We start from the raw sequence: 22,757 nt of genomic DNA on the forward strand, positions 1-22,757 counted from the left end.
AGAATATTAGATTAATAGTAATCATGTAATCATTATAGTTACAATGAAAATGATTATCAAATGCAATATTGCATAATATATCCCGTTATTTTTGGGCAGTAAGACTCCCGCCCAAAAATTCAATGAAAGCAAAGAAGTTAGGTGGGAATCGGGCGGATTAAAGTTTCACTTTATTATTTGAACGAGAAGTCACCTTTATATTTAAATGGAGGAGTGTAATAGATTAAAAGAGGTGTATAAATTACTCAGGTTAACAAGAAAATGAAAAGGCTATTTTTAATAGGGGAAAGCTTAATAACTGGAGTAAAGGAATTGCTATTTATATATTTAACATACATATTTGTCTTTTAAATTGTAGGTGTGTTTTAGAATTTGTATATAGTAAATTCGTTAAAAAACTTGATAAATAATAAAATGTGTAAATTTTTTGACTATTTTATTAAAATTATTTAATATTTGTAATTTATTGTTTTATAATGATAATTGGGTCGATCGTGAATGTTTTAGATATTGCGATATATACTCGGATTAATTTATTCTAGGGAGGTTACAAAATTGGGTAAGAGAGTCATTATAAGAGTTTTTACATTATTATCAGTACTGGCATTATTCCTTAATGTATTTTTACCTAGGGCTAGTGCAGAGGTTATGACGCATGAGAAATATTCAATGGACTGGAGTTATAGTAATAGTCTAGGTAAGTACATTCGCACTGAAATGATTCAAAATTCAAGTGGTCAAATTGCTTATTGCTTAACCCTTGGATTAAAATCACCAAATGGTGAAGATCTTCCTGAAATGGGGAAAACAGATAATGTAGTATATAGAGTCTTATTAAATGGTTTCCCGCAAAAAAGTGCTGAACAGCTGGGAGTAGCTAATAAAAATGAAGCGCATTATGCAACGCAACTTGCGGTTTGGAATGCATTAGGTCAACTCGATGTAAATGAATTAAAACATGAGAATAAAAATGTTGAAAAAGCAGCTAAGACAATTATTAATGCTGCTAATAATAGTGGGGATACGCAAGATATTTATATGAATGTTATCCCAGCTGAAAAACAAAAAGCAGAATTAAAAGGTGAATTCTTCGAAACGAATCTATATACAGTACAAACAAATGCTAAGAGTGGTTCTTATAAAGTAGTAGCGAAAAATGCACCTAATGGAGTTAGAATTGTTAGTGAAAATGGAGAAGTGAAAGATCAGCTTTCAGTTGGAGAAAAATTTCGTATCCAAATTCCTAAAAATACAAAAACGGGTGAATTTAATTTAAGTGTTGCTGCTAATTTAACTAAAGTTCAAGCAATTGCTTACCGTGGTACGGATACTGTTCAGAATGCTACAGTACTATTAGAAAGAAATGAAGAAAAGCTTAGTAGTGATCTTGCAGTAAATTGGGAAGCAGCTGGTTCTTTAAAAATTAAAAAAGTTGGAGAAAATGGAGAAGTTTTAGCTGGTGCAGTATTTGAGGTCTTTAATGCAAATAATGAATCAGTCGGAAAAATCACGACTGGTGCTGATGGTATGGCAGAATTAAACAACTTACCAATTGGTACTTACACATTAAAAGAAATTAAAGCACCAACAGGCTATGTTTCAGATGATAAACCACAAACTATTGAAGTTAAGACAGGGGAAACAGGAGCTGTCCAAATAGTAAATAACAAAGTAAAAGGTAACATCGAAATTAAAAAGCTTAGTGATTCAGGAAAGATTTTACCAAATGTTGAATTCACAGTCTTCACTGAAGATGGAAAAGAAGTAGAAAAAAGTAGTAACAAAAGAAAATGGAATTGCAAACGTTGAAGATCTTACGTATGGTAAATATTATTTCTTAGAGACAAAAACACCTAATGGATATATTGGAAATAAAACAAAGTATCCTTTTGAAATTAAAGAGCACAATAAAACACTTACTTTTACAGTGGAAAATACCGAAGTGAAAGGTAGTGTAAAATTACTAAAAGTAGATAATGAAGATATTAGTAAAAAATTAGAAGGTGCAGCATTCGAGCTAAAAGATGCAAGTGGAAAAGTAGTTGGGGAATATAAGACAGATAAAAATGGTGAGATTAACGTCAAAGATTTAGCGTATGGTAAATATTCATTTGTAGAAAAGGCTTCTCCAAATGGTTACGTTCTTGTTAAAGAACCGATTGCGTTCGAAATAAAGGAACATGGAAAGATTATTGAGTTATTGGCAGTTAATCATCTTATCAAAGGTGATCTAGAAATTACAAAGGTAGATGTAGCTGATGGAAATAACAAGCTTCCAAATGCAGAATTTACAATTTATAACGAAGCAGGAAAAGAAGTAGTAAAAGGTAAAACAGATGATAAAGGTATCGCTAAATTTGAAAAGTTACCATTTGGAAAATACACATATAAAGAAACTGTTGCACCAAACGGTTATATCTTAAATGAAGAGACGTTTTCTTTTGAAATTAAAGAGAATGGTCAAATCATTAAACACATTGTCAAAGATGAGAAGATTCCTTCAATTAAAACAACAGCATCTGATAAAAAAGATGGTACAAAAGAAATGCACACTTCTAAGTCTGTAACAATCCAAGATAAAGTGGAATTCAAAGACCTACAAGTAGGTAAAGAGTACACTTTAAAAGGTAAATTAATGGATAAAAAGACTAATAAACCATTCGTTGTAAATGGTAAAGAAGTAACTGCTGAAACGAAGTTTACACCAAAAGAAGCAAATGGTTCTATTACATTAGACTTCACATTTGATGCAACTGGTTTAGAAGAAAAAGAAGTAGTAGTATTTGAAGAGTTACTGAAAGACGGAAAAGTTGTTACGACACATGCTGATATCAATGATAAAGGTCAAACAGTTAAGTTCGTTAAGCCATCAGTAAAAACGACAGCAACAAACAAAGCTGATGGTTCTAAAGAGTTAGATGCTTCTAAATCTGTAACAATCCAAGATAAAGTGGAATACAAAGACTTAATCGTGGGTAAAGAGTACGTTGTAAAAGGCAAACTAATGGATAAAGCAACAAACAAGCCATTATTAGTTGATGGTAAAGAAGTAACAGTAGAATCTAAGTTTACTGCTAAAGAGAAAAATGGTTCTATCACACTAGATTTCACATTTAATGCTTCTGCATTACAAGGTAAAGAAGTAGTAGTATTTGAAGAACTGTATCAAGATAATATATTAGTAGCTATTCACGCTGAAATTGAAGATAAGGGACAAACAGTGAAATTTAAAGAAGTAAAACCAGAGCAACCAAAACCAGAACAGCCGAATCAAGATAAAAATACTCCAACTACAGAACAACCAAAAGAGCAACCACAATCTAAGAAAGAAGTTCAATCTAAAATTGGATGGTTACCGCAAACAGGTACTAATCTTACAAGTTGGATTTCTATGGCTGCAGGAGCATTACTGTTAATTGCTGGTGGAGTTATTTTCTTAAAACGTAAAAATGCATAAAAACTAAAAAATAAGCACATCTGTTTTTATAACAAGATGTGCTTATTTTTATCATTTTAGCCAAGAAGACTCCTATATTTAAGCGTGAATGGCATTTAAAATAGCAACTTTATTTGTAGTAAACAATACATAATTTTGTTTTACTGTTTTAATTAAAATACGGTCTGTTGTCCCATAAGCTGTTCCAATACGTATTACATCTACTTCTTCAACACCAGCATAGGTAGCATCTTCGGTAACCTCAATCACATCACGTAATGGAATTGTAATCTCCGCCAATTGCCATGAAATAATTAACTCTTCATTTGTTTTTTTGACATTAATGCCTAGCATTATACCAAGACCTTTCAATAATAATAATAATAATATGCTACACTTCTAATCTTATTATATAAATTTTTAGATTATTTATCTATATATAGGAATAGAATTTATTTCTATTTATGAGCATCTTAATGATGTCAAACAAATAGAAGGATATACAGTCTTTCTATTAAGAAATATGTTAAGAACAAAATTTTACTTCAAATTAATATGAATTTGATATGGTTGAGATATTATGAACGAGAAACAGTAAGAGTTGCAGGAAGGAAATGAATAATGAGACTTAAATTAGTAGGGATTTTCATTTGTGTAATTATGATGTTAGGTATCTTTATAATTTACACCAATCAATCTATTGCTAAAGAACCAGATAAGATGAACTATGAATCTCGTGAAAACTTCATAAATAAAGAGAAAGATAGTAGAGGAAAAAGGCAATCAAAATACAATGAAAGTTCTTTTGCTAGTATACAGGCTGTAGTTAATAAGGAATATGGATTACCCGAAGACTTAGTGGACAGGATTGTTACTGCATTAACAGATAAACCTAATGTGTAAATTATTCAGTGTTTATGAATTCTATTATTACTATTTAAAGCCTAATTTCTCAATGTATTGTAGAGAAATTAGGCTTTTTTTATCAATTCATTAAAGTTTTTATAATTCAAGGACTCAAGTTAATGATTATATTTTCAAGTATTCGTTTTGAGCTACATAGATATAGTTTTCGTTGCAACTGTTTGTTGAAATATTTTATCATGCTCAACAATAACCATTGTGGGATTAAATTGTTGAATAAGTTCTTCAATCTGCATACGGGAATAGATATCTATAAAATTTAGTGGTTCGTCCCATATATATATATGAGCTTTTTCACATAAACTTTTAGCGATAAGCAGTTTTTTCTTTTGTCCACCAGAATAATGAGATATATCTTTTTCAAATTGAATTCGGTCAAAGTCCATCTTACTTAGGATGGACTTAAATAAGGTTTCATCAATCTTGTGCTCTTCAATAAAGCCTGATAGCGATCCCTTCAAATGAGAAGTATCTTGTTGGACATAGGAAATGATGAGTCCTGTACCTAAAGTAACTAAGCCTGTATGCTGTATCGGATGTCCTAGAATTAGTTTTAGGATACTACTTTTTCCGCTCCCATTCGTTCCATCAAGTACAATTCGGTCACCTTGTTCAACTATGAAGCTAATCGGCTCATTCACAATTTGATCATTGTACTTAACGGACACGTCAACTAAAGTAATCAATTCATTTGATTTAAATTGTAGTTGTTCCAATTTTAATGATTCAGTTTTCTCCACATTTTTTAGTAATTTTGATTTTTCCTCAATAGCTTTTTGTTGCCTTGATTCAAGGTTTTTTGCTCTTTTCATCATCTTGGCTGCTTTATGTCCTACAAACCCCTTATCCAACTTAGAGCCTGAATTCCTCGTTCCATTTTTGGAAGCTTCCACGTCATGAGACCAACTTGCTGAACGTTTGGAAGACTGTTTTAATCGCCCTATGTCTTTTTGTAGACGCTCATTTGTAGCCTTCTCGTGTTCTTGCTGTCTATCAAAATTTAACTTCCAAGAAGAATAGTTACCACTTTGAACTTCAATATTTGCTCTATTAATAGATAGGATATGGTCAACGCACCCATCTAAAAAGATTCTGTCATGTGAAATTAAAATAAATCCTTTTTTCTTCCTTAGATAATCGGAGACTATCTTTCGTGCATCTGTATCTAAGTGATTTGTTGGTTCATCAATTAATAGAAATTGACCCGCATTTAAAAACAGTGCAGCAAGCAACACTTTTGTTTGTTCCCCATTTGATAATGTTTTAAATGGTCTGTACATGACCTCAGCATCAACATTTAAATAGGATATCTCACGTAGAAGTTCCCAATCTGCGGCTTGGGGACAAATTTCTTCAAGGATTTCATGAGTGAATTTGTTCTTATCTGAAACAGAGTAGGGGAAGTAATTGAATTCTACTGAAGCAAGGATTTTCCCGCTATACTCATAATTCCCTAACAATAAATTAAAGAATGTCGTTTTACCTCGTCCGTTTCTACCAATAAATCCTAGCTTCCAATCCGTATCTATTTGGAAGTTTACACTTTCAAAAATATTATCAAAGCTACCTGGGTATGAAAAAGTTAAGTCTTGGACCTTTATCATTGACATAATAATTCCTCCTTTATATATCGAAACGTTTCATATAAAGTCGGAACATCCATCCATTTTTTAATTCCTCTATATAAGTTTGATGGATATTAACGACTTATATAGAGCATTACATGTGTAACAATAGTATCTGAAGTACTCATTTTTCTCGCTCCTTTATTTGTGAAGTACATTTAACAATTAGTAAGTTTCAACTAAGACAAACGGGAATAAAAAAATCCCCCAATTTGTAATCGGAAGGATTAGTCTTTCGTCTATACTTAATAAGTACTTATTAATCATTTGAATCATGACAAATAAAGTATGAACTGAATTTTAAAAATGGATAGACTAACCCTATATTTTGTAGTTTGAAGTTATAAAATTCAACTTAAAATATAAATTAGTTAATCATTATTCATCCATCATTCCTTTCATAATTCTATTTTTAGAGTAACATTCTTTTTAGGGAGATGCAATATTAGCTTCAATTTCATCTAATTCTAAATCATTTATAATTCTTTGAGTAAGGAGATAAAACTTTACCGCCCTTTTTATAAACATCACATTTTTGTTCAATAGGTCATGTCTTTTGTCCGTTAAAAAGGGAGGATATGAAATTGACATCAACTTTTTGTGTAACTATAATAGTTACGGTTGGTTTCGTAAACTAATTTGAATTTCTATTTTAATGATAGTATATTTTCATTCCTTTTTAAGTGTGACAGATAGCAACTATAATCCAATAGAGGAGTAGATTCTATCTCATATGTAAAGAGTAGATAAGTTGTACCCGCCAAATTTACGATGCTCAAATACTTAAAAAATTACATTTTTCAGCTTATCCTTTTTAGAATCCTCAGTATTGATAATTGTAAACATCTACAAAAAGTTAATAAGATTGTTGTGTGTAGAAAGAAATCTTTTAAAAAGGTCATAATATGGATAATAGGTAGCACACATTTTAATTAGTAGGACTTGTGCCACCATCAAGCCATTTTTTAATAAAAGTATAGAAAAATCAAGAAGGTGAATCCATTGCGTAAACATGTATATGTGCAATTTTATGTATTGATATTGGCTTTAATAACTTATATAAGCTTTTGCTTTATATTTTTATTTGTTTTTCCGAATCATTATTTCGTATCAGATTTTAATATCCGACTATCATCTTTAGTCGTTGAAACTACTGTATTTATCTCATTACTGTATTCTATATTATCCCAAAAAATTAAGTTAGGAGTATTCTGGGTTTGCATTACTATTGCAATAGGGTGTTTTTTGATAGGGAATTTCATATCCGCTTTTCAAGTACTTAATGTAGAATTGCCAATACAAAATTTTAATATTTCTGATGTATTTCTACTGTTTTTCTTATTCTTCTTTCTTTTTGCGTTCTTTTATAAAATTATGATGGAATGTAACAAATGGGAGAAAGCGTATTTACTTTGTGATTTATGCATTGTTGTTACTGCTATTTTTACATTAGAGTGGTACCTATTTAATAAACCATCTGCAAATATTTTATTCTTATCAATTGGAGATGTTTTTCTCTCATTTATTTTTCCGATTATAGATTTATTGCTTCTATTACTTGGAGTTACACTGATCTTTCGACCTGCTATTTTCAATGCAAAAAGTAAATTGTTTATTTTTATCCTAGTATTAACTGGATTGGCTATTACGGACTATTTGTATTTTTACTTACAAGGTGATTTGTCAGAGCGTTCAGTTATATTTTTAAGGTGTTTGTATAGAGTTTTCCTATTATTTATCGCTATTGCTGCTACAATCCCAAAGAATACTTCTTCTAAAAGAAATTATTTTATTATTAATCCGACATTTGGAGAGAAACTTCTTGGTATATTCCCTTATCTTGCAGTTGCAGTCTTAATTGGCTTTACTTTGAAAGAGCAAACTTCTTCAGCTACATTAATTACGGGAAATTGTATTGCTTTTGTATTTGTACTGATTCGTCATACAATCGTACGAATGCAAAACAAAGAGTTAACTAAAACATTAAAAGTGTTTAATAATCAATTAGAACAAACAGTATCTCAAAGAACAAGGGATTTAATAAATAAATCTAATGATTTAGTAAAAAATCAAGAGAGATTTAAGTCATTATATGAGTATCATCCGGATCCTATTTTAACGATTGATTCAAACGGTATCGTATTAAATATAAACCAGGCTGGAAGTATGTTATTAGGAAAAGAAAGTGCTGCATTGATAGGGAAAGAGTGCTTCTCTATTTTTTTAGATGAAGATAAATCTGAATTGGAAGTAGCTATAAAGAAAGGGAAACGATGTAGTTCATCTTCACTACAGTTACGTGTGAAAAATAACAATGAGAAGGATATACTCTTTTGGTATGTCACTATAGTTCCTATTATGATAGAAGGACAAACCTTTGGGAGCTATGTAATGGTAAAAGACATAACAAGGATGAAACAACAACAGGAAGAGATAAATTACCTTGCATTCCATGATACGGTGACGGAGATTGGAAATCGTATATTCTTCCAACAAGAATTAGATAGATCTATTAAGCGTGCACAAAAAACACAGGATAAGTTTGGGCTCCTGTATATTGATTTAAATCGCTTTAAGACTATTAATGATACATTGGGTCATTCGATTGGTGACAAGGTTTTAAAAGAAGTTGCCAAACGTTTTAGGACATGTCTGTCACCGACTATTCCTCTAGCAAGAATAGGTGGTGATGAGTTTGCGATCATTGTCCATAACCAAACAGAGCAACAGCTATTGGATTTGTGTAAAACTCTATTTCGTATAACTGAAGAACCATTTGTAGTAAATCAGCATAGTTTTTACTTATCTCTTAGTATAGGAATAGCAGTGTATCCATTTGGAGGAATAAATACTACTACACTTTTACAACACGCTGATATCGCTATGTATAGCGCAAAGGAAAAAGGTAACAATGCTGTTTGTATGTATGACGAGACATTATCTCAACAAGTAACTCGTCGATTACGATTAGAACAGGATTTACCAAATGCAATTGAAAATAATGAGTTGTTTTTATTGTATCAACCACAAATTGATAGTAAGGCAGGTAAGGTTATTGGTGCAGAGGCTTTAATACGTTGGCAACATCCAGAGCTTGGGCTGATTTCTCCTTTTGAGTTTATACCTATCGCAGAAGAAACGGCGCAGATTATTTCAATTGGGAAGTGGACGTTACAGAAAGCGTGTCAACAACTGAAAGAATGGCATTCTGCGGGCTTTTCAAATCTAAAGATGGGGATAAATTTATCAGCTATAGAGTTTGAACAGAAAGATTTTGTTCAAACAATGATATCTACTATAGAAGAGATAGGAGTACCTGCTAATTCGATTGATTTGGAATTAACAGAGCGAATTGCAATGGTAGATGAAAGAGAAACTTTATCGAAGTTAAAAGCATTAAAATCATTTGGTGTACATTTATCAATTGACGATTTTGGTACAGGTTATTCTTCACTAGCGTATCTGCCTCTTTATCCAATTGATACTTTGAAAATTCCAAGAGAATTTGTTAATAGGATTGGAACTTCTACTGATGGAGATGAAATTATACAAACCATTATTTCACTTGCTCATACTTTAAACATGAAAGTGATAGCAGAAGGGGTAGAAACGAAGGAACAATTAACAGTGTTACAACGTAATGTATGTTATCTAATTCAGGGCTATTACTACAGTAAACCTGTAAATGAAGATGAATTTATGGATTTCTTAATTGTAATGCAAAATGAATAAGTGAAAAATTGATATATGTATGAAGTAAAGTGAAAAGACGTTCTATCCATTTGGAGTAGAACGTCTATTTTATGTTTATTTTCAGTAGTTATGCAGTTATGTTTATGTTTCAGCCTTTGAAAGTAAAATAAGTATCTATATTCCTTGTGTTAGGGATAATTTTAAAAATATTTTATTTATAAAAATATGATGTTCATTTGTAGAAGATGGATAATTAATCAAGGGGCAAGAACCTCATTAGATAGGTGTTGGAAAAATAGTCCATATAAGATGCTACACGAGTTGTGTCCAGGGAAATTTAAAGAATGGGAATTCAGGTTCCACATAGACCCTAGTTGATTTATATAGTTGCACAGGTCTAGGTCTAGATAAGGAAAACGTCCATAGCAGGTGATTATTTCTTTGTTATATAGAAAATACACATTAAACGTGTATGTGAACAAAATGAACATTTGGTTAAAAAGAGTATATAAATAGAAAGCACCTAATTATTGGATTCATATTTTAGTCTGAGAGGCACAAATTCGATGCGACGTGAAAAGGATTTGTTGAAATAATGGAAGGCTGATCTGCAAGCTGTTCAAGAAGAGAAGAGGCTGAAGAAGAAGGCTAAGAAAAAGAATAAGAAATATAGCATTCCTGGTAATACAGCTGACTTCATGAATGGAAAGAATATTTTTCGTAGAGAGAATGGGGTATGGAAGCAAAGAAATAAATGATATGAGAATCAATAGTTTTGATTAAATGTATAGGAATTGTTGTAAGCGCTACTGCGGATTGGGTGGCGTTTTGTTTGTTGTTAAGAGAAAGTAAGGTGTGAGGGGATGGGGGTTTATGCCAACCTTCCTTTTGAAAAAAGATTGGCATTGTTGTTGCATACGTAATTTAATAAAACTTGTCTTAAGTGGTATAATTTCCACTATTACTTTTTCTAAAATACTATCTCTAAAATACGAAAATCTCACCGTACGAATTCCAAGAGAGTTATTATAAAGTGTAAGGCTCATTTAAGAGTTAAAAAACCATTTTGTTGAATCTCTTTCCAAAATGGTTTTATTATTAATTTTGTGAAAAGCGGGTATCAAGGTTACAGATTTTAAAGTAAAAGATTATTTATTTGCGTCTGGCAATATCATCTGCTAAACGGATTAATTCCTCCATAGTAATCTTTCTCCGTAACTTATCCTTTATGACTTTCTCCATTTCCTTTGTAACAGTCAATCCCTCAATTGCTAAGGTCGCCTTTGCTGCTTCAAAAGCTTTTTGCAGCTCTTCCTCATTTTTAAACATAATTTGTATCATCTCTTTCAATTTTAATTTATTTTTAAGTGTTATTTCTGCCTACTAAACCTAAAAATATATAAAAATTAGTTGAATGGGGGTTGTGCCATTACAACTTTGTGAAAATAAAACGGGATTCAATATTTAATCATTAAAAGGATCAAGTTATATATATAGAATCTAAAACAGAGATATCTAGTACGGAATTATATTATGAGAACAGAGCATATCAAGTTGAAAAGGATGTATCTATGAAATTGCTTTTCCAGTACGTAAAATACAGGGTACTACATGTTTTTTGTCTGGTGGTAAATGTAAGAAGAATAAATCGTTTGTTAATAAGCGGGAATTTCCGGTGATTCATTACTTTCAAATGATAAAACAAGCACCCATTCGAGTGCTTGTTTTATCACGATTTAGAAGTTTCCTCATAACCATGATTTCTATGACTAGGATTTACTCCATCCCTATTTGAGTTTTACTTACTGCTAACTTTTGACCATCTTTTTCAATGAAACTAACGGTGAAATTAGCTCCTGTGCCACCTTTTGCATTTTTACTCCAACTAGCAGTATACGTTTTTACATTTTTACTTGTAGAATCAGATTTGATGTCAGGTTCGCCATATTTAGCAACTAGATCCTCGTATTTATCTCCACCTTCACCAGTTACAGGATCACCAGTTTTAATAGTATCCACATCGGCAACCGTTATCTTCTTTTTATCGTCCTTTTTCGTTTCTTGTTTTTGGTCTTGTTTTGCTTCTTTCTTAGCCTCTTGTTTTGGTTCATCTTTCTTTTCTGTAGAAGCTTTGTTTGACGAATCATCACAAGCAACTAGACTCATCGCTAAAGCACTTCCTAATGCAATGGTACTCAACTTTTTGAACATGTTTAATTCCTCCATTTTGAAAATTGTAAAATTCCACAGATGATTATACCAAATTAAGGTAAATGGTGATGTCGTATTCTGTCGAGATAAGAAAAAAACCATAACGCAAGTTCTACCGTTCACTCTAATTGGTAACGAACCGTTATTTGAAGTGTATTGGAAATACTACTATATATTGCTTTTTCTTAATGTTACAATATATAAAAGGGAGGTTTTCACATGGGAGATGTAATCGGTGATGTATTAGGAGGACTCTTTATGTCCATCCCTTCAAAAAGGGAAAAAGTCATTCGTAAAAATTTTAAGCTTTTGGAAAAAGAAGTGTGGTTTAAAGAAATAGAGCATAGATATGGTAGTTTAATGGTTTTTAACCATTCTATTAGAGATTTTGTAGCAAATGAGAACCTAGAGGATATCTTAAAGGATGTTGAGAAAACTCATACATTTCTTCATGAATTAGAAAAACTACTGCAGCAAGAAAAGATTTAATTGACGTAGTAGTGAAGGAATGTTTTATCCGTAAAGGATACTTCAAGCGTAGAGGTCTAAGGATATAGGTTTAGATGAAACAAGAAATCAATTATATGAAAAATTGCTTTATTGATTGATATATTCAGCTCTTGGAGAATTATTTCTTGTTTAGTGGATAGAATGATTCAATTTGCATGAACATCGTCAAATAGAGCAAATTAAAAAGGGGAAATTGTTTTGTGAAGTTGGAAGTGAAAATCATTGTCTATTTTTTGAGCCATTTAAAATAGCGTCAAGTTCTTACGTAATATATTAGAAGCTTGGTACTGATCTATACAAAGAAAAGACACCAAAGGCGCCTTTCTCCGTATGTAACCATCTTAAGTTTAATGTTATGGATAAGATTCCTAACCAAAATGATTGTTGCAATTTAATATATTTTGAATACATGGATGTGTGCATTTCTATGACAAATAGATTATGCACTATCATGCAAGTTCGTATATTATTAATAATCATTTTCATCTGAGTTACTATTATAACTAGAATTATAAGAAGGACTATCATACTTAGAGGAATCTTCATTTTTGTAACTAGAAGTGCTGTTATAATTGGAGTTACTATATGAACTTTCGGAACTTGAACTATTAGAAGAGCTATAATAGCTAGGGGAACTGTAGTCGTCATAATAGTTGTTAAAATCATCTTCATCATCCAAATCAGAATTTACAACTTTATTTGTATTTGCTTTCTTTCCAACTGATTGAACTCTATAAGACGCACTCCTTTTTTTATTTTGTTTTCTTTTTCCATTTCCTTTAGATTGCAATGGAGGTGTATACGTTATAGGTATTACTCTAGATAATCCCCTTACAAATAATCGAACAATACATACTAAAATCCACATGCAAATAATAAATACAAAGACATAAAGAGCAATGTTGTAAATCATATTGTTTATTGTATCTATCATCGCACCCTTTGAAATATTAAACATAAAATCAATCACCGCCATTTTTCTATAAGTTTTATATCAAAAACGCAATATTAATCTAAATAGAATTATAAAATATTTTTTCCGTTTTTTGTATAAAAAATATGAATTTGTTACTGCGGATTAGAATTAAGAAAAAGACACCCTGAGGTGCCTTTCAATGACCTTAGTATCATTTTTTAGTGTGAAAAGGCAAATTGTATACAGTTTGATACTCTCGCTGGATTATTTCATTTGTATATAAATTATTTTAAACTTTTTCTCATTTTCATGCATTTGAAATTTAATATTGAGGGATACCGCTACATGCCCATCAACTTAAGAAAAATAAATGTCCCAAAAATTATAAAAGGAACAAATTAATTTACTCCTTTTTTACTTGAATTCCACATGACATTTAGTATCAATGATTCCAAAAGCAACTTTACATGGGAACGGATTTTTTCCTATTGAAGCAGCGCGCATACATGAAAGCACCCAATCATCCAATTCTAAAGGTAAACGGAATACTTGGATACTACTATCATCGTTTTTTACTGTTACGATTGGTGTATTTACCCTATTTGTAGTGAAACCGTCAGTTGTTATCATTGCTACTGCATCATTATTATGAAAACCAGCGCTTAAAACCTCGTAAATTATTCCATCATTCTCATTGATAATCATAGGTATATTTAAATAGGGATAGTTATTTATATCATTATGAATAACTGTTCTTGCTGCATTCTTTTTTATCTGATTCCCTTGCATTTTATACACTCCTTTATAACAATACAAACGTTTAAATCTATTCTATTTTACATCCAGTATATCCGAAAATTGTAGTGTCAACTTATTATAAAAAGCATCCGTACATATGATAGCGCTATTTAGCGGATCTATATCGATGATGGTCATATAGTTAGTAAGTAAATAGCCGCCTTCATAATATGTAATTAGTATTTCTTCTTCGGACAATAAGGAACATAAAAGCATGTTCTTAATCAGTTCCTTTTCTTCAGAGGTTAAAATGGGAGATGCTACTTTATTTTTCTCTTTGATTATTTCACGAATTCCGGCGAATTGAGCCCATTTTACCATTCCTCGGCCTTGTTGCATATTAGCGTTGTTCATGCTTTGTGTCCCCCTAACAGTGTGTTTCTGTATCTTGCTGTTGCATTATTTGTATACGAAATTCCTCTTAATATGCTATTCTCTCCAAATTTTGTGCGTATTTCATCCGTTACTTTCGTTAGCTTTATTTCTTGTTCTCTTTGCGTGACATTATCAAAAAGTGAAATTTGTTCTTCTCCTTCTTGAAGTAGGTTTGTTAAGGATATGTTTGTGCTACGAATGGTTTCGCCAGTATATTGCTGATTTGAACTATCTCATTTTTACTTCGTTTAGAAGAAGGAATTCCTAAGTAAAGAGTTCTATCGAACTCTAATTTATTAGGCTAGTTCCACAGTTCTTGCGGTTAGAAGCCTTATCGTTGCATTCTTTAGAAGGAATCATCTTGGTTAAAATGATAAAAAATGTGAAAATCGACATCTAAGATGACCCTATTCAGTAGGATTAAATAATTGTACATTGTAATTCTTTTTAAAAACAAAAGAACATTAGTTCTTATTATACACGAACGTTAGTTCTTTTATAAAGAGGTTTAAAAAATTTTTTAAAATTAATTTTTTTGTTAAAAAGAATATGTAACAAAGGGGTAAAATCCCTAACAATAAAAAAGTAGTGGAGAGATAATGATATTGATATAGCATATTTAAGAGACATAACTTTAGGAATTTTTAAACGTTTTATGAGTTCAGGAGTTGGTAGATATGATTCATATAGATATTGATATGTTGATTTATCAAAAAGTTCAACAGTTCATTAGCTCCAAATTATACATAAAGGAAAGATAATATTTTGTTCTGATGAAGAACGAAAGTTCGATTTTGAAATGCAGGCTTTAAAAATGTATTTAAAATTGAATGAGGAATAATAAATTAACGGAGCAACTTCCAGTGACTTCATAAAAGATGCACTAAGAGAAATTCCATTTACGTATGTCTAAAATACAGAATTTTACTTAAAGATTGTGAAAAAGTGTCTTTTTATTTTCTCAACTGTTGAATTGCTATAGAACAAGAACTCTTCCTATAGCAATTCATGAGTTTAGAGGAGAGAAAAGTATATAAATAATTAAAGTTAAATATTATAATAATATAGTGAAAAGGACCTCTGTTTCATTAAGAAATGTGTATGTTCTGATTTGAAATTTAAGATGTATGAAATAGCCACTTGTATATTGAACGGCGTTGAAGTTACGCAAGTAATGAAAGCCAACTTAACTTATAGGTGAAATCTATTTAAAATGAAGTTAGGTTCATACATAAGTTATTTGGAAGTGCGTCATAATCTGTCATTAAATAGGCTTTATTGGGTCTATATTTCTATCAAATGTTTTTTGCAACTGAACCCTTTTTTAATTTGCTTCAAGCCAATTGTAAGAAGAAAAATGAAAAGTGGTTTCATGGGTTTGTTGGTTTTCTATCTTTTTCAGTTTTTTTACTTCGTTTTGACGCTTAAGAGTATTCTCTCTAATACGGTCTACAAGATTATTAGCGAAAAATGCAGGTTCATATTCAATTACTTCGCCTTGGGATAAATACTTTTTGACGTTCATAGCATGTTTACCTATTGCATTTAATACATCTACCTTGTGGAATGTTGTAATTCCAGCTTCTGCAAGTATTTTCTTCACAACATTAATTGCCTTTAGATCGGGACAGATCCCAACTTGTTCAAGGATAGGATTTAATAAGGCATAATTATTCTTTTGTAAAACAATATTATTTTTAAGTTCTTCTATTGGTTCTTCATCTATTTTTGTTTTAGAAGATTTATTTGGATATGTATCATTCTCGTTGGGATAAATCTCACTAAGGTCAAGATAACTAGAATAAATATTATTAGGATGTACTTTTTCCTCCCCTAGGGGTGGAGTTTTCTCCTCACTAAGGGGTGTACTTTTTCCGTCACTAGGTACCGGGATTTCTCCTTCCCTAGTACCGGAATTTTTCTTATCTACTTTTTTTACACCGTATTTATCTATGGCAGTAGCTATACACTCTTCTAATGTTTTTAATGGTTCTTTCTTCTTTTTCTTACGCATCTTAACATGTTTGTAGTATTCTTTTTCACCTAGGAAATGTGCTAATGACGCTCCACTAGGATCGGGTTCATTCAAGTAGATTCGATTAGCGCCTCCATCTACTGATTCTGTGGATACAAGTTCTTCAGCTATAAGCTCTTCCATGAACTTCGTAACAGTTTTGTTTGAAATATTTAATGAGAATTCGATTTCTTGATTATCTAAAATACAATAAATATCACCTTTTTCATCTACGAAGGCAGGCGTGTCGTTTCCGTTATCAACTGAAATTTGTGTTGTATATATAGATAAATTAAATCGATCTCTTATTAACATGTATAGTAATTTCGCACCGATACTTAAATTCTCACGATATTGTTTTTTCCAAATGAAAACTTTAGGTAGTTTATAGAACTCTTCGTTTGGTATATCTTTTATATTAATTCTCTTTTTTAACATAAAAAAGCCTCCAGATTCATTGGTAGTATAATAGTTTGCAAAGGACAAAAGATTAAAAAGATAAAGAGCAGTATCTTTGTATTATTAAAGATGATAGATTTTCATAATAGAACAAATACAAATTGAAATATTAATTTACGCATTCCAATTTTAGACTCAAAACGAAAATATAAGTGTTCTTACTTTTAAATTTTGTCCTAGGCTCGATGTGGCGAACATCGCAGCCTATTTTTTAGGTTAATTTTTATGAAATGTCTCGAAAAGGTATTGACAAATCGGATTTAATGATGTTTGTTTTTCTTGGTTTTATCATACAAGGGACAAATAGCGATTGCAATCACCTTTTTTACAAATACTAACTTTAGTTATTTAATGACAAAAATGTTATTTTAACTAAAAAACAATATTAACTTTGTTAATCTAGTGTTTATTCAACAAAATAGGATATATTTTTATTTGTTACATGAATGAAATATGTCGATAATGTCATTTATCTGAAAGATAGGAAAATTGAGTGAGATATGGTTTTTGTAATTAAGTAGGGGCTAAAGCTCCTACTTTTCTTGTGTTTTTAAAGTTTACAATTTTTTTCTGAAATGAAGTGGTGCTTTTGATAAAATTACTAGCATTTTTTAAATCAAGTGTTTATGTTACCTACATTAAGAAAACATTAGGAGGAATTATTTTTGAAAAGCCTTAATATTACTATTTATACAATTAACAGTGCAGAAGGAGAAAGGGTTGCAGAAAAATTAGCCAAGTACGATTTAATGGCGACAAATAAACATATTGTACGAGATCGTTTTACTTTTACCGAGTTCAAAGCTTTGTTAGCGTTAACAGACAACGGTTTAGATGACTTATTAACTCAACGTGGTAGTACAATTGATTTTCTTACTGAACAAGGGATTGATCTTGATGACTTAACGTTACGTGAAGCATACAATGTCATTCTTCAAAATCCGAAGTTGCTAAAAACAACTATCTTGACAGACTGGAATAGGATTGCATTTGGGTTAAACGGTACGAAGATGTTCCTTCCACGACATTTAAGAAAGCAAGAACAACGGAAGATGTACTTAAAACCAGAAGCACAAATCGAGTACGAGGAAGCTAGTTGAATATAAAAGTTACTAATCATATGTAGTAATTTGAAAAAAATTTCGACTTAACTAAAATATTTTAGTGTATTCCTAATACTAGTAGGGTTAAAGATATAATTAATCACCTTGTTAGTTATATAACATTACATACATTAAGAATTCATAAGGGACAAGTTAAGTGTGAAGATTAGTATGGCGAATTCTTGAAGAATATACCAAGTTTTTAGAAACAATTGCAATATTCTTTTGCATTGTATTGTCAATAAAGATTTTAACCAATCCTTAGTATGTGAAGGTTTTCTAATTATCTATACAGAATTGAAATCATTACCTAATAGGAAGTATTAGGTCTTTATTATTGGCAGGGTAAAACGGATGTTAGAAAATATTTCAATGGTAAAAGAACATGTGGTACTTCGGGACATATTAAGTGTAGTAACGAACTTGCTGTGATTGAGGGATTGACTAATGTAGTAAGTAGACTGTAATTACATACTTGATTAATAAGACATATTTAGCATTTGTTCGCAATTTTCAATGCATATTTGAAGTTATTAATTGGAGTAATAGATTGTAAAGGACCTGTTTTGATTGAATGAGAATTGACTTCTCGAATCAGTGGTCTTTTTTTATTTTTAGTGGATTCTACTGTATTCCTCTATAAAAATATAATCTAATCTATTGAAAAAACAAAAAACTATGTGATAAAGGATTTTTCAAATGACAAATATACTAAAAGAAATTTATGTAAATAACGAACTAGATGTACTAGTAGATACTAATACGGAGGTGTTAGAAGCAGCAAAACTAATGAAGAGACTACAATCTCATATTAGCGAATTCTCCTACAATTTAAAATCTAGTGGAATGCAGGAGAAGGAAATTGTTTGTGGTGGACAGATTCAGAGTATTGTAAACATGAATAATCTAAGTGATACTGCGGGTGCTAATATTGTCTATGTAACACTTAATGATGGTTTTGGTGAGCTATTAATTGTGGTACCAGTAACTTTATGGCAGAAACTCAGTGCTAAAAAAGGTGATGTTGTAATTGCGAGTGGGAAAATGTTTGCCTTAAAAAGAGATTGTAAATTCAAATCAAAGGCAAATACAGATATTATTGTTTCACATGGATTTGAACCTTTTCGTGTGTTAGTGAGAGAAATTAAATTATTACCAGAATAAAGCGTTGGATAACGTCTTATTGATTTAATGAAAATTACAAGTGTACAATTTTCTTCTGACCTATTGACTTTTTGTTCTCAAATGGTTTTGTTTGTACATGCAAAAAATATAACGTCGAATCCTCTTAAAGCGACTCAAAATAAGAGGTAAGATGAGGTGGGCTGATGCACTTCATAAAATACAGTCTGTAGTCTTAAAGAATTCAAAAGGAATATGAACAGATTGACAACAGAAGAATTAGGACCGGTAGAAGGTAGTGTTCTGGATGCAGTACCAGATGTAGTTGTTCCTCACGTATCTGGTTTTCTAGTTAGAGGAATTATACATTAGATTGCATTACATTAAAAACAAAAGAAGATTTCTTAAACACTAATGAACACCTCTTAATTAGAGTGGATTTTCATATTTTTGAAATTGCAGATAGCGAACGCTATATAAATCGAGTAACAAATAACTAAGCAAACTAAGACAATACAGGAGGATTTTAACTATGCAAAAAACATTAGCTAAAGAATACATTGAATCTGTAGCAAAGGCTTTATTAGAAACATCTCCAAGAGAGGTAATAGAATTTAAAACAGTATTAAATTCACACCCACAAGGTAATGAAACTCATGCAGGGATAAACGAAGTAATTTCTCGTATTTTCACTGATCCATTATTGACAGAACTCTTATCTATTGTAGGAATTGAATCTGAAGAGAAAACAATACAAGAACCAATTCTTGCTAGCTTATTAGCTTCTCAAATTTCAACTCAACAACTTTCTAAACAAATTCGTGAACAAGTAGCGAAAGTAGATATGGATTCTTCAGTAATGATTCCTTACATGAAATTAGAACCAAAGGCTAATCTTGCAGCTTTCATCAAGGAACAAGCTGCTTTCAAAAAACTTGTAGAAGATATAAAGGCTCAATCCGAAGTGAATACCAAAGAAGATTTTGCTGCAAATATTAAAAATCAAGTAGAACAACAAAGACCTGCTAAGACTACTGAGGGAAAAATAAAAAGTATCCTTGATGAAGTTGTTAACGAAATTATTGAAGACGGAGCTGCTAGTCAAACAGTTTGCTTAGACCCTAGTGGAATTAAGGTTTACGAAATTCTATTTTCTTCTGTTTTTTATAAAAAGGCAAATATGTTAGGTTTTAAAGAGTCTGTAGAGTACAAGCACGAATACACAGCATATATCCTAAGTGAACTTGCTACTTATTTAGTTGAAGAAGAAGGCTTTAAACTATCCTTTGAGGTGGTAGAAGATAAGGTAGTAGCAGGTTTAGCTTAATAGCCTGGTATTAAAGAGAATATAGGATGGAAAAGGCTACCCTTATTTTCTGGAAATAGTGTAGTAGACAAATGGTAAAAACAGTGCGGTACAGAAAAAAATAGACATATCAGTTCTCTTCATTTAGGAGCGCTCAATAAAGTAGATTAAGTTTAACCTTGAACTAAACATAGGAAGTGGTTAATTTAGTCGTGTATTTTAATCTATACGGAGGTGTACGACTATGGCCATTCCAGTTATACAAAATCTTGTGGCTGCAAGTAAATATCCAATCAAAGCTCCTTATTCTATGAACGCAGAGTATATTACAGTGCATAATACGTATAATGATGCTCCTGCAAAAAATGAAATAAATTACATGATTAGAAATAACAATGAGGTTTCATTTCATTTTGCAGTAGATGATATTGAAGTTATACAGGGTATTCCAGTTAATCGTAATGCTTGGCATTGTGGAGATGGCGGTGGGAATGGAAACCGAAAATCTATCGGTGTTGAAATCTGTTACTCGTTGTCTGGTGGTCCAAGATACGAAAAAGCTGAAAGTTTAGCAATTAAATTCGTCGCTCAACTGTTACGAGAACGCGGATGGGGAATTGATCGTGTGCGTACTCATAAGAGTTGGACAGAGATTGGTGTTCGAAACGGTAATTCTAGAGCAGTTAAGAATTGCCCACACCGTATCTTAGATGAAGGGCGCTGGAATAGTTTCTTAGCAGCAGTACAAGCTGAACTTACTGGTACGGGTGCAACTATAGCACCACCAGTAACTCAACCCCCATCTTCAGATGGTATTGGTGTTGTTGAGATTCTTGTTCCAGAACTTAATGTAAGGGAATTTGCTAGCTTTGATTCACGAGTTGTTAAGACAGTGAAAAAAGGTGAAATGTATCAAACTTGGGGACTATCTAATGATCTATACAATGTTGGAGGAAACCAGTGGGTGTCAGCAGGTCCTGCTTATGTTAAGTTTACTCCTGCAGGAAGTTCTAATGGAAATCCAGAAAATTTAGCTGGAAAACGTGATCCAATTGGGAAAATTACAACTACTGCAAATCTAAACGTTCGTACACAATCTTCTACAGATGGGGATATTATTCGTACTATCCTTAATGGAGAAACGTGGAATATTTACGATATTAGTGATGGATGGGCGAGAGTGCATGATGGTTGGGTTTCTCTATCTTATGCAAATCTAACAAGATATTAATTTCCAAAAAAGTAGGCACATGTTGTGTCTGCTTTTTTATTTAGATAATTTAAAAGTTATTATTGACTTTATTTGATTATAGGGTTTTTTTAATAATCCAGCAAATATATTTAAAATTAAATTAATAGATTTTAGGATGGTCTTCGCTGTGAGGAAGAAGACCCTAGTATTCAATACTAGATTAGGGGAGTGGTAGGAGCCCTTAATTTAAATATAAAAAATAAATACCGGAAAATAAAAGAGAAGTACTTATGATTTTAAATATTATTTCTCTTTCGCTTAGCTGTTAGAGCGCTTATCTTACACACATAGAGTTACAGGTTCAAGTTTGTCATTTTAAAAAATTATAGTTCTATAGCTCTGCATAGCCTATGCGGTAGCACGGATTAAAATACCGTTTGGGTCGTTTGTTTTTAATAAAACGAAAAGGAGTTTGATATTAGTTGAAAACATTTTTAAGCAACTTAGTCCCCAGGGTTTATAAGACTAGAAATACAATAATTATTTATTGGCTAGGTTATGAATTAGTACTAGGTAACTAATGTAACGATAATACTACAGATAGATATACTAATGGTCGAAGAGGATTACTAGCTAGGTGGGTAGTAGTTGGTAAGGTTTACGCGATTTTGTAACCTGTTCTTTCTGGTAACTTATGATTATTCTCTCACTCGTACTATTAACAGATTAGATATATTTAAAATAATATATACGCCTAATGTAAAGAGTTTACTTGTGTAGAAAAAAACTACGTGGGAAAGCTCTTTTTTTACCTTGATTTTTAATTTTTAAGTGCTTACGTTTTGAGAGGAGTTATTTATTAACAACTCATAAAAGCAGTTTGATGTTGTTTCATTAAAAACATTTTACTATAACATGAAATGTTTAAGAAGTACTTCTATTTTCATAAATCATGACACTACTAATGATAATCATATTTTAATAGAAATATGTAGGTACTTCTTTCAAAAAGATAGTAAATAAACTATCAACAATCTCCTTTTAATAAACTTATAGAGAAAAATTGGGGAGAA

At 31.3% G+C, this 22,757-nt stretch carries 14 protein-coding genes and 4 pseudogenes; 9 read left to right on the top strand and 9 right to left on the bottom strand.

Annotation, left to right across the window (positions count from 1 at the left end; genetic code table 11):
- Positions 1–555 precede the first annotated feature (555 nt).
- Positions 556–3,457: pseudogene (locus HMPREF1014_RS06805) on the top strand (VaFE repeat-containing surface-anchored protein).
- Positions 3,458–3,535: 78 nt separating this feature from the next.
- On the opposite strand, the gene HMPREF1014_RS06810 reads toward HMPREF1014_RS06805, so the two are convergent.
- The gene (locus tag HMPREF1014_RS06810; RefSeq protein WP_000900695.1) at positions 3,536–3,790 is read right to left on the bottom strand and encodes a SunI/YnzG family protein; all 255 of its coding nucleotides are present in this window, start codon (positions 3,788–3,790) and stop codon (positions 3,536–3,538) included.
- A 267-nt stretch (positions 3,791–4,057) separates the two neighbouring features.
- Here HMPREF1014_RS06810 and HMPREF1014_RS06815 point away from each other — a divergent pair.
- Positions 4,058–4,291 (top strand): annotated as a pseudogene (locus HMPREF1014_RS06815) (hypothetical protein); the annotation flags it as partial.
- A 200-nt stretch (positions 4,292–4,491) separates the two neighbouring features.
- Here HMPREF1014_RS06815 and HMPREF1014_RS06820 read toward each other — a convergent pair.
- Positions 4,492–5,970 (bottom strand): Lsa family ABC-F type ribosomal protection protein, encoded by a 1,479-nt coding sequence (locus tag HMPREF1014_RS06820; RefSeq protein WP_000061794.1) that lies wholly within the window; start codon positions 5,968–5,970, stop codon positions 4,492–4,494.
- Positions 5,971–6,987: 1,017 nt separating this feature from the next.
- Here HMPREF1014_RS06820 and HMPREF1014_RS06830 point away from each other — a divergent pair.
- The gene (locus HMPREF1014_RS06830; protein WP_009326640.1) at positions 6,988–9,717 is read left to right on the top strand and encodes a sensor domain-containing protein; all 2,730 of its coding nucleotides are present in this window, start codon (positions 6,988–6,990) and stop codon (positions 9,715–9,717) included.
- Between the two features lie 1,113 nt (positions 9,718–10,830).
- Here the strand turns inward: HMPREF1014_RS06830 and HMPREF1014_RS31485 are convergent.
- Together HMPREF1014_RS31485 and HMPREF1014_RS06840 are read right to left on the bottom strand one after the other, a co-directional pair.
- A complete protein-coding gene (locus tag HMPREF1014_RS31485) occupies positions 10,831–11,007 on the bottom strand; it encodes a hypothetical protein (protein WP_000475744.1) in 177 nt (58 codons plus the stop codon).
- Positions 11,008–11,454: 447 nt separating this feature from the next.
- Positions 11,455–11,889 (bottom strand): hypothetical protein, encoded by a 435-nt coding sequence (locus tag HMPREF1014_RS06840; RefSeq protein ID WP_000473787.1) that lies wholly within the window; start codon positions 11,887–11,889, stop codon positions 11,455–11,457.
- A 219-nt stretch (positions 11,890–12,108) separates the two neighbouring features.
- Here HMPREF1014_RS06840 and HMPREF1014_RS06845 point away from each other — a divergent pair, with 219 nt between their 5' ends.
- On the top strand, positions 12,109–12,378 hold the full coding sequence (locus HMPREF1014_RS06845) for a hypothetical protein (RefSeq protein ID WP_000503057.1): 270 nt from the start codon (positions 12,109–12,111) through the stop codon (positions 12,376–12,378).
- A gap of 490 nt (positions 12,379–12,868) precedes the next feature.
- Here HMPREF1014_RS06845 and HMPREF1014_RS29575 read toward each other — a convergent pair whose 3' ends face one another.
- The 4 genes and pseudogenes from HMPREF1014_RS29575 to HMPREF1014_RS29580 all read right to left on the bottom strand — a co-directional run.
- A complete protein-coding gene (locus tag HMPREF1014_RS29575) occupies positions 12,869–13,375 on the bottom strand; it encodes a hypothetical protein (RefSeq protein ID WP_225989757.1) in 507 nt (168 codons plus the stop codon).
- A 354-nt stretch (positions 13,376–13,729) separates the two neighbouring features.
- Positions 13,730–14,104, bottom strand: a complete 375-nt coding sequence (locus HMPREF1014_RS06855; protein WP_001161877.1) for a hypothetical protein — start codon at positions 14,102–14,104, stop codon at positions 13,730–13,732.
- Between the two features lie 42 nt (positions 14,105–14,146).
- Positions 14,147–14,467, bottom strand: a complete 321-nt coding sequence (locus HMPREF1014_RS06860; RefSeq protein WP_001057825.1) for a YolD-like family protein — start codon at positions 14,465–14,467, stop codon at positions 14,147–14,149.
- Positions 14,464–14,712 (bottom strand): annotated as a pseudogene (locus HMPREF1014_RS29580) (Y-family DNA polymerase); the annotation flags it as partial. The pseudogene HMPREF1014_RS29580 and the gene HMPREF1014_RS06860, both read right to left, overlap by 4 nt.
- A gap of 371 nt (positions 14,713–15,083) precedes the next feature.
- On the opposite strand from HMPREF1014_RS29580, the pseudogene mntA reads away from it, so the two are divergent.
- A pseudogene (mntA, locus tag HMPREF1014_RS31990) lies at positions 15,084–15,329 on the top strand (type VII toxin-antitoxin system MntA family adenylyltransferase antitoxin); the annotation flags it as partial.
- Between the two features lie 483 nt (positions 15,330–15,812).
- On the opposite strand, the gene HMPREF1014_RS06865 reads toward mntA, so the two are convergent.
- Positions 15,813–16,940 (bottom strand): replication initiator protein A, encoded by a 1,128-nt coding sequence (locus tag HMPREF1014_RS06865; RefSeq protein WP_000914744.1) that lies wholly within the window; start codon positions 16,938–16,940, stop codon positions 15,813–15,815.
- A gap of 686 nt (positions 16,941–17,626) precedes the next feature.
- Between HMPREF1014_RS06865 and HMPREF1014_RS06870 the strand changes: the two genes are divergently transcribed.
- The 4 genes from HMPREF1014_RS06870 to HMPREF1014_RS06890 all read left to right on the top strand — a co-directional run bounded on the left by HMPREF1014_RS06870 (position 17,627) and on the right by HMPREF1014_RS06890 (position 21,723).
- Positions 17,627–18,061: an ArsC/Spx/MgsR family protein gene (locus HMPREF1014_RS06870; protein WP_000838805.1), complete on the top strand. Its 435-nt coding sequence runs from the start codon at positions 17,627–17,629 to the stop codon at positions 18,059–18,061.
- 702 nt (positions 18,062–18,763) lie between these two features.
- Positions 18,764–19,228, top strand: a complete 465-nt coding sequence (locus tag HMPREF1014_RS06875; protein ID WP_000181810.1) for a hypothetical protein — start codon at positions 18,764–18,766, stop codon at positions 19,226–19,228.
- 490 nt (positions 19,229–19,718) lie between these two features.
- Positions 19,719–20,513 carry a hypothetical protein gene (locus tag HMPREF1014_RS06885; RefSeq protein WP_001172955.1) on the top strand — a complete coding sequence of 265 codons (795 nt, stop codon included), beginning with the start codon at positions 19,719–19,721 and terminating at the stop codon, positions 20,511–20,513.
- A 223-nt stretch (positions 20,514–20,736) separates the two neighbouring features.
- Entirely contained in the window at positions 20,737–21,723 is a 987-nt protein-coding gene (locus HMPREF1014_RS06890; protein ID WP_001007309.1) for an N-acetylmuramoyl-L-alanine amidase, read from the top strand.
- Positions 21,724–22,757 lie beyond the last annotated feature (1,034 nt).

This window comes from Bacillus sp. 7_6_55CFAA_CT2 (assembly GCF_000238655.1).
Lineage (GTDB): Bacteria > Bacillota > Bacilli > Bacillales > Bacillaceae_G > Bacillus_A > Bacillus_A cereus.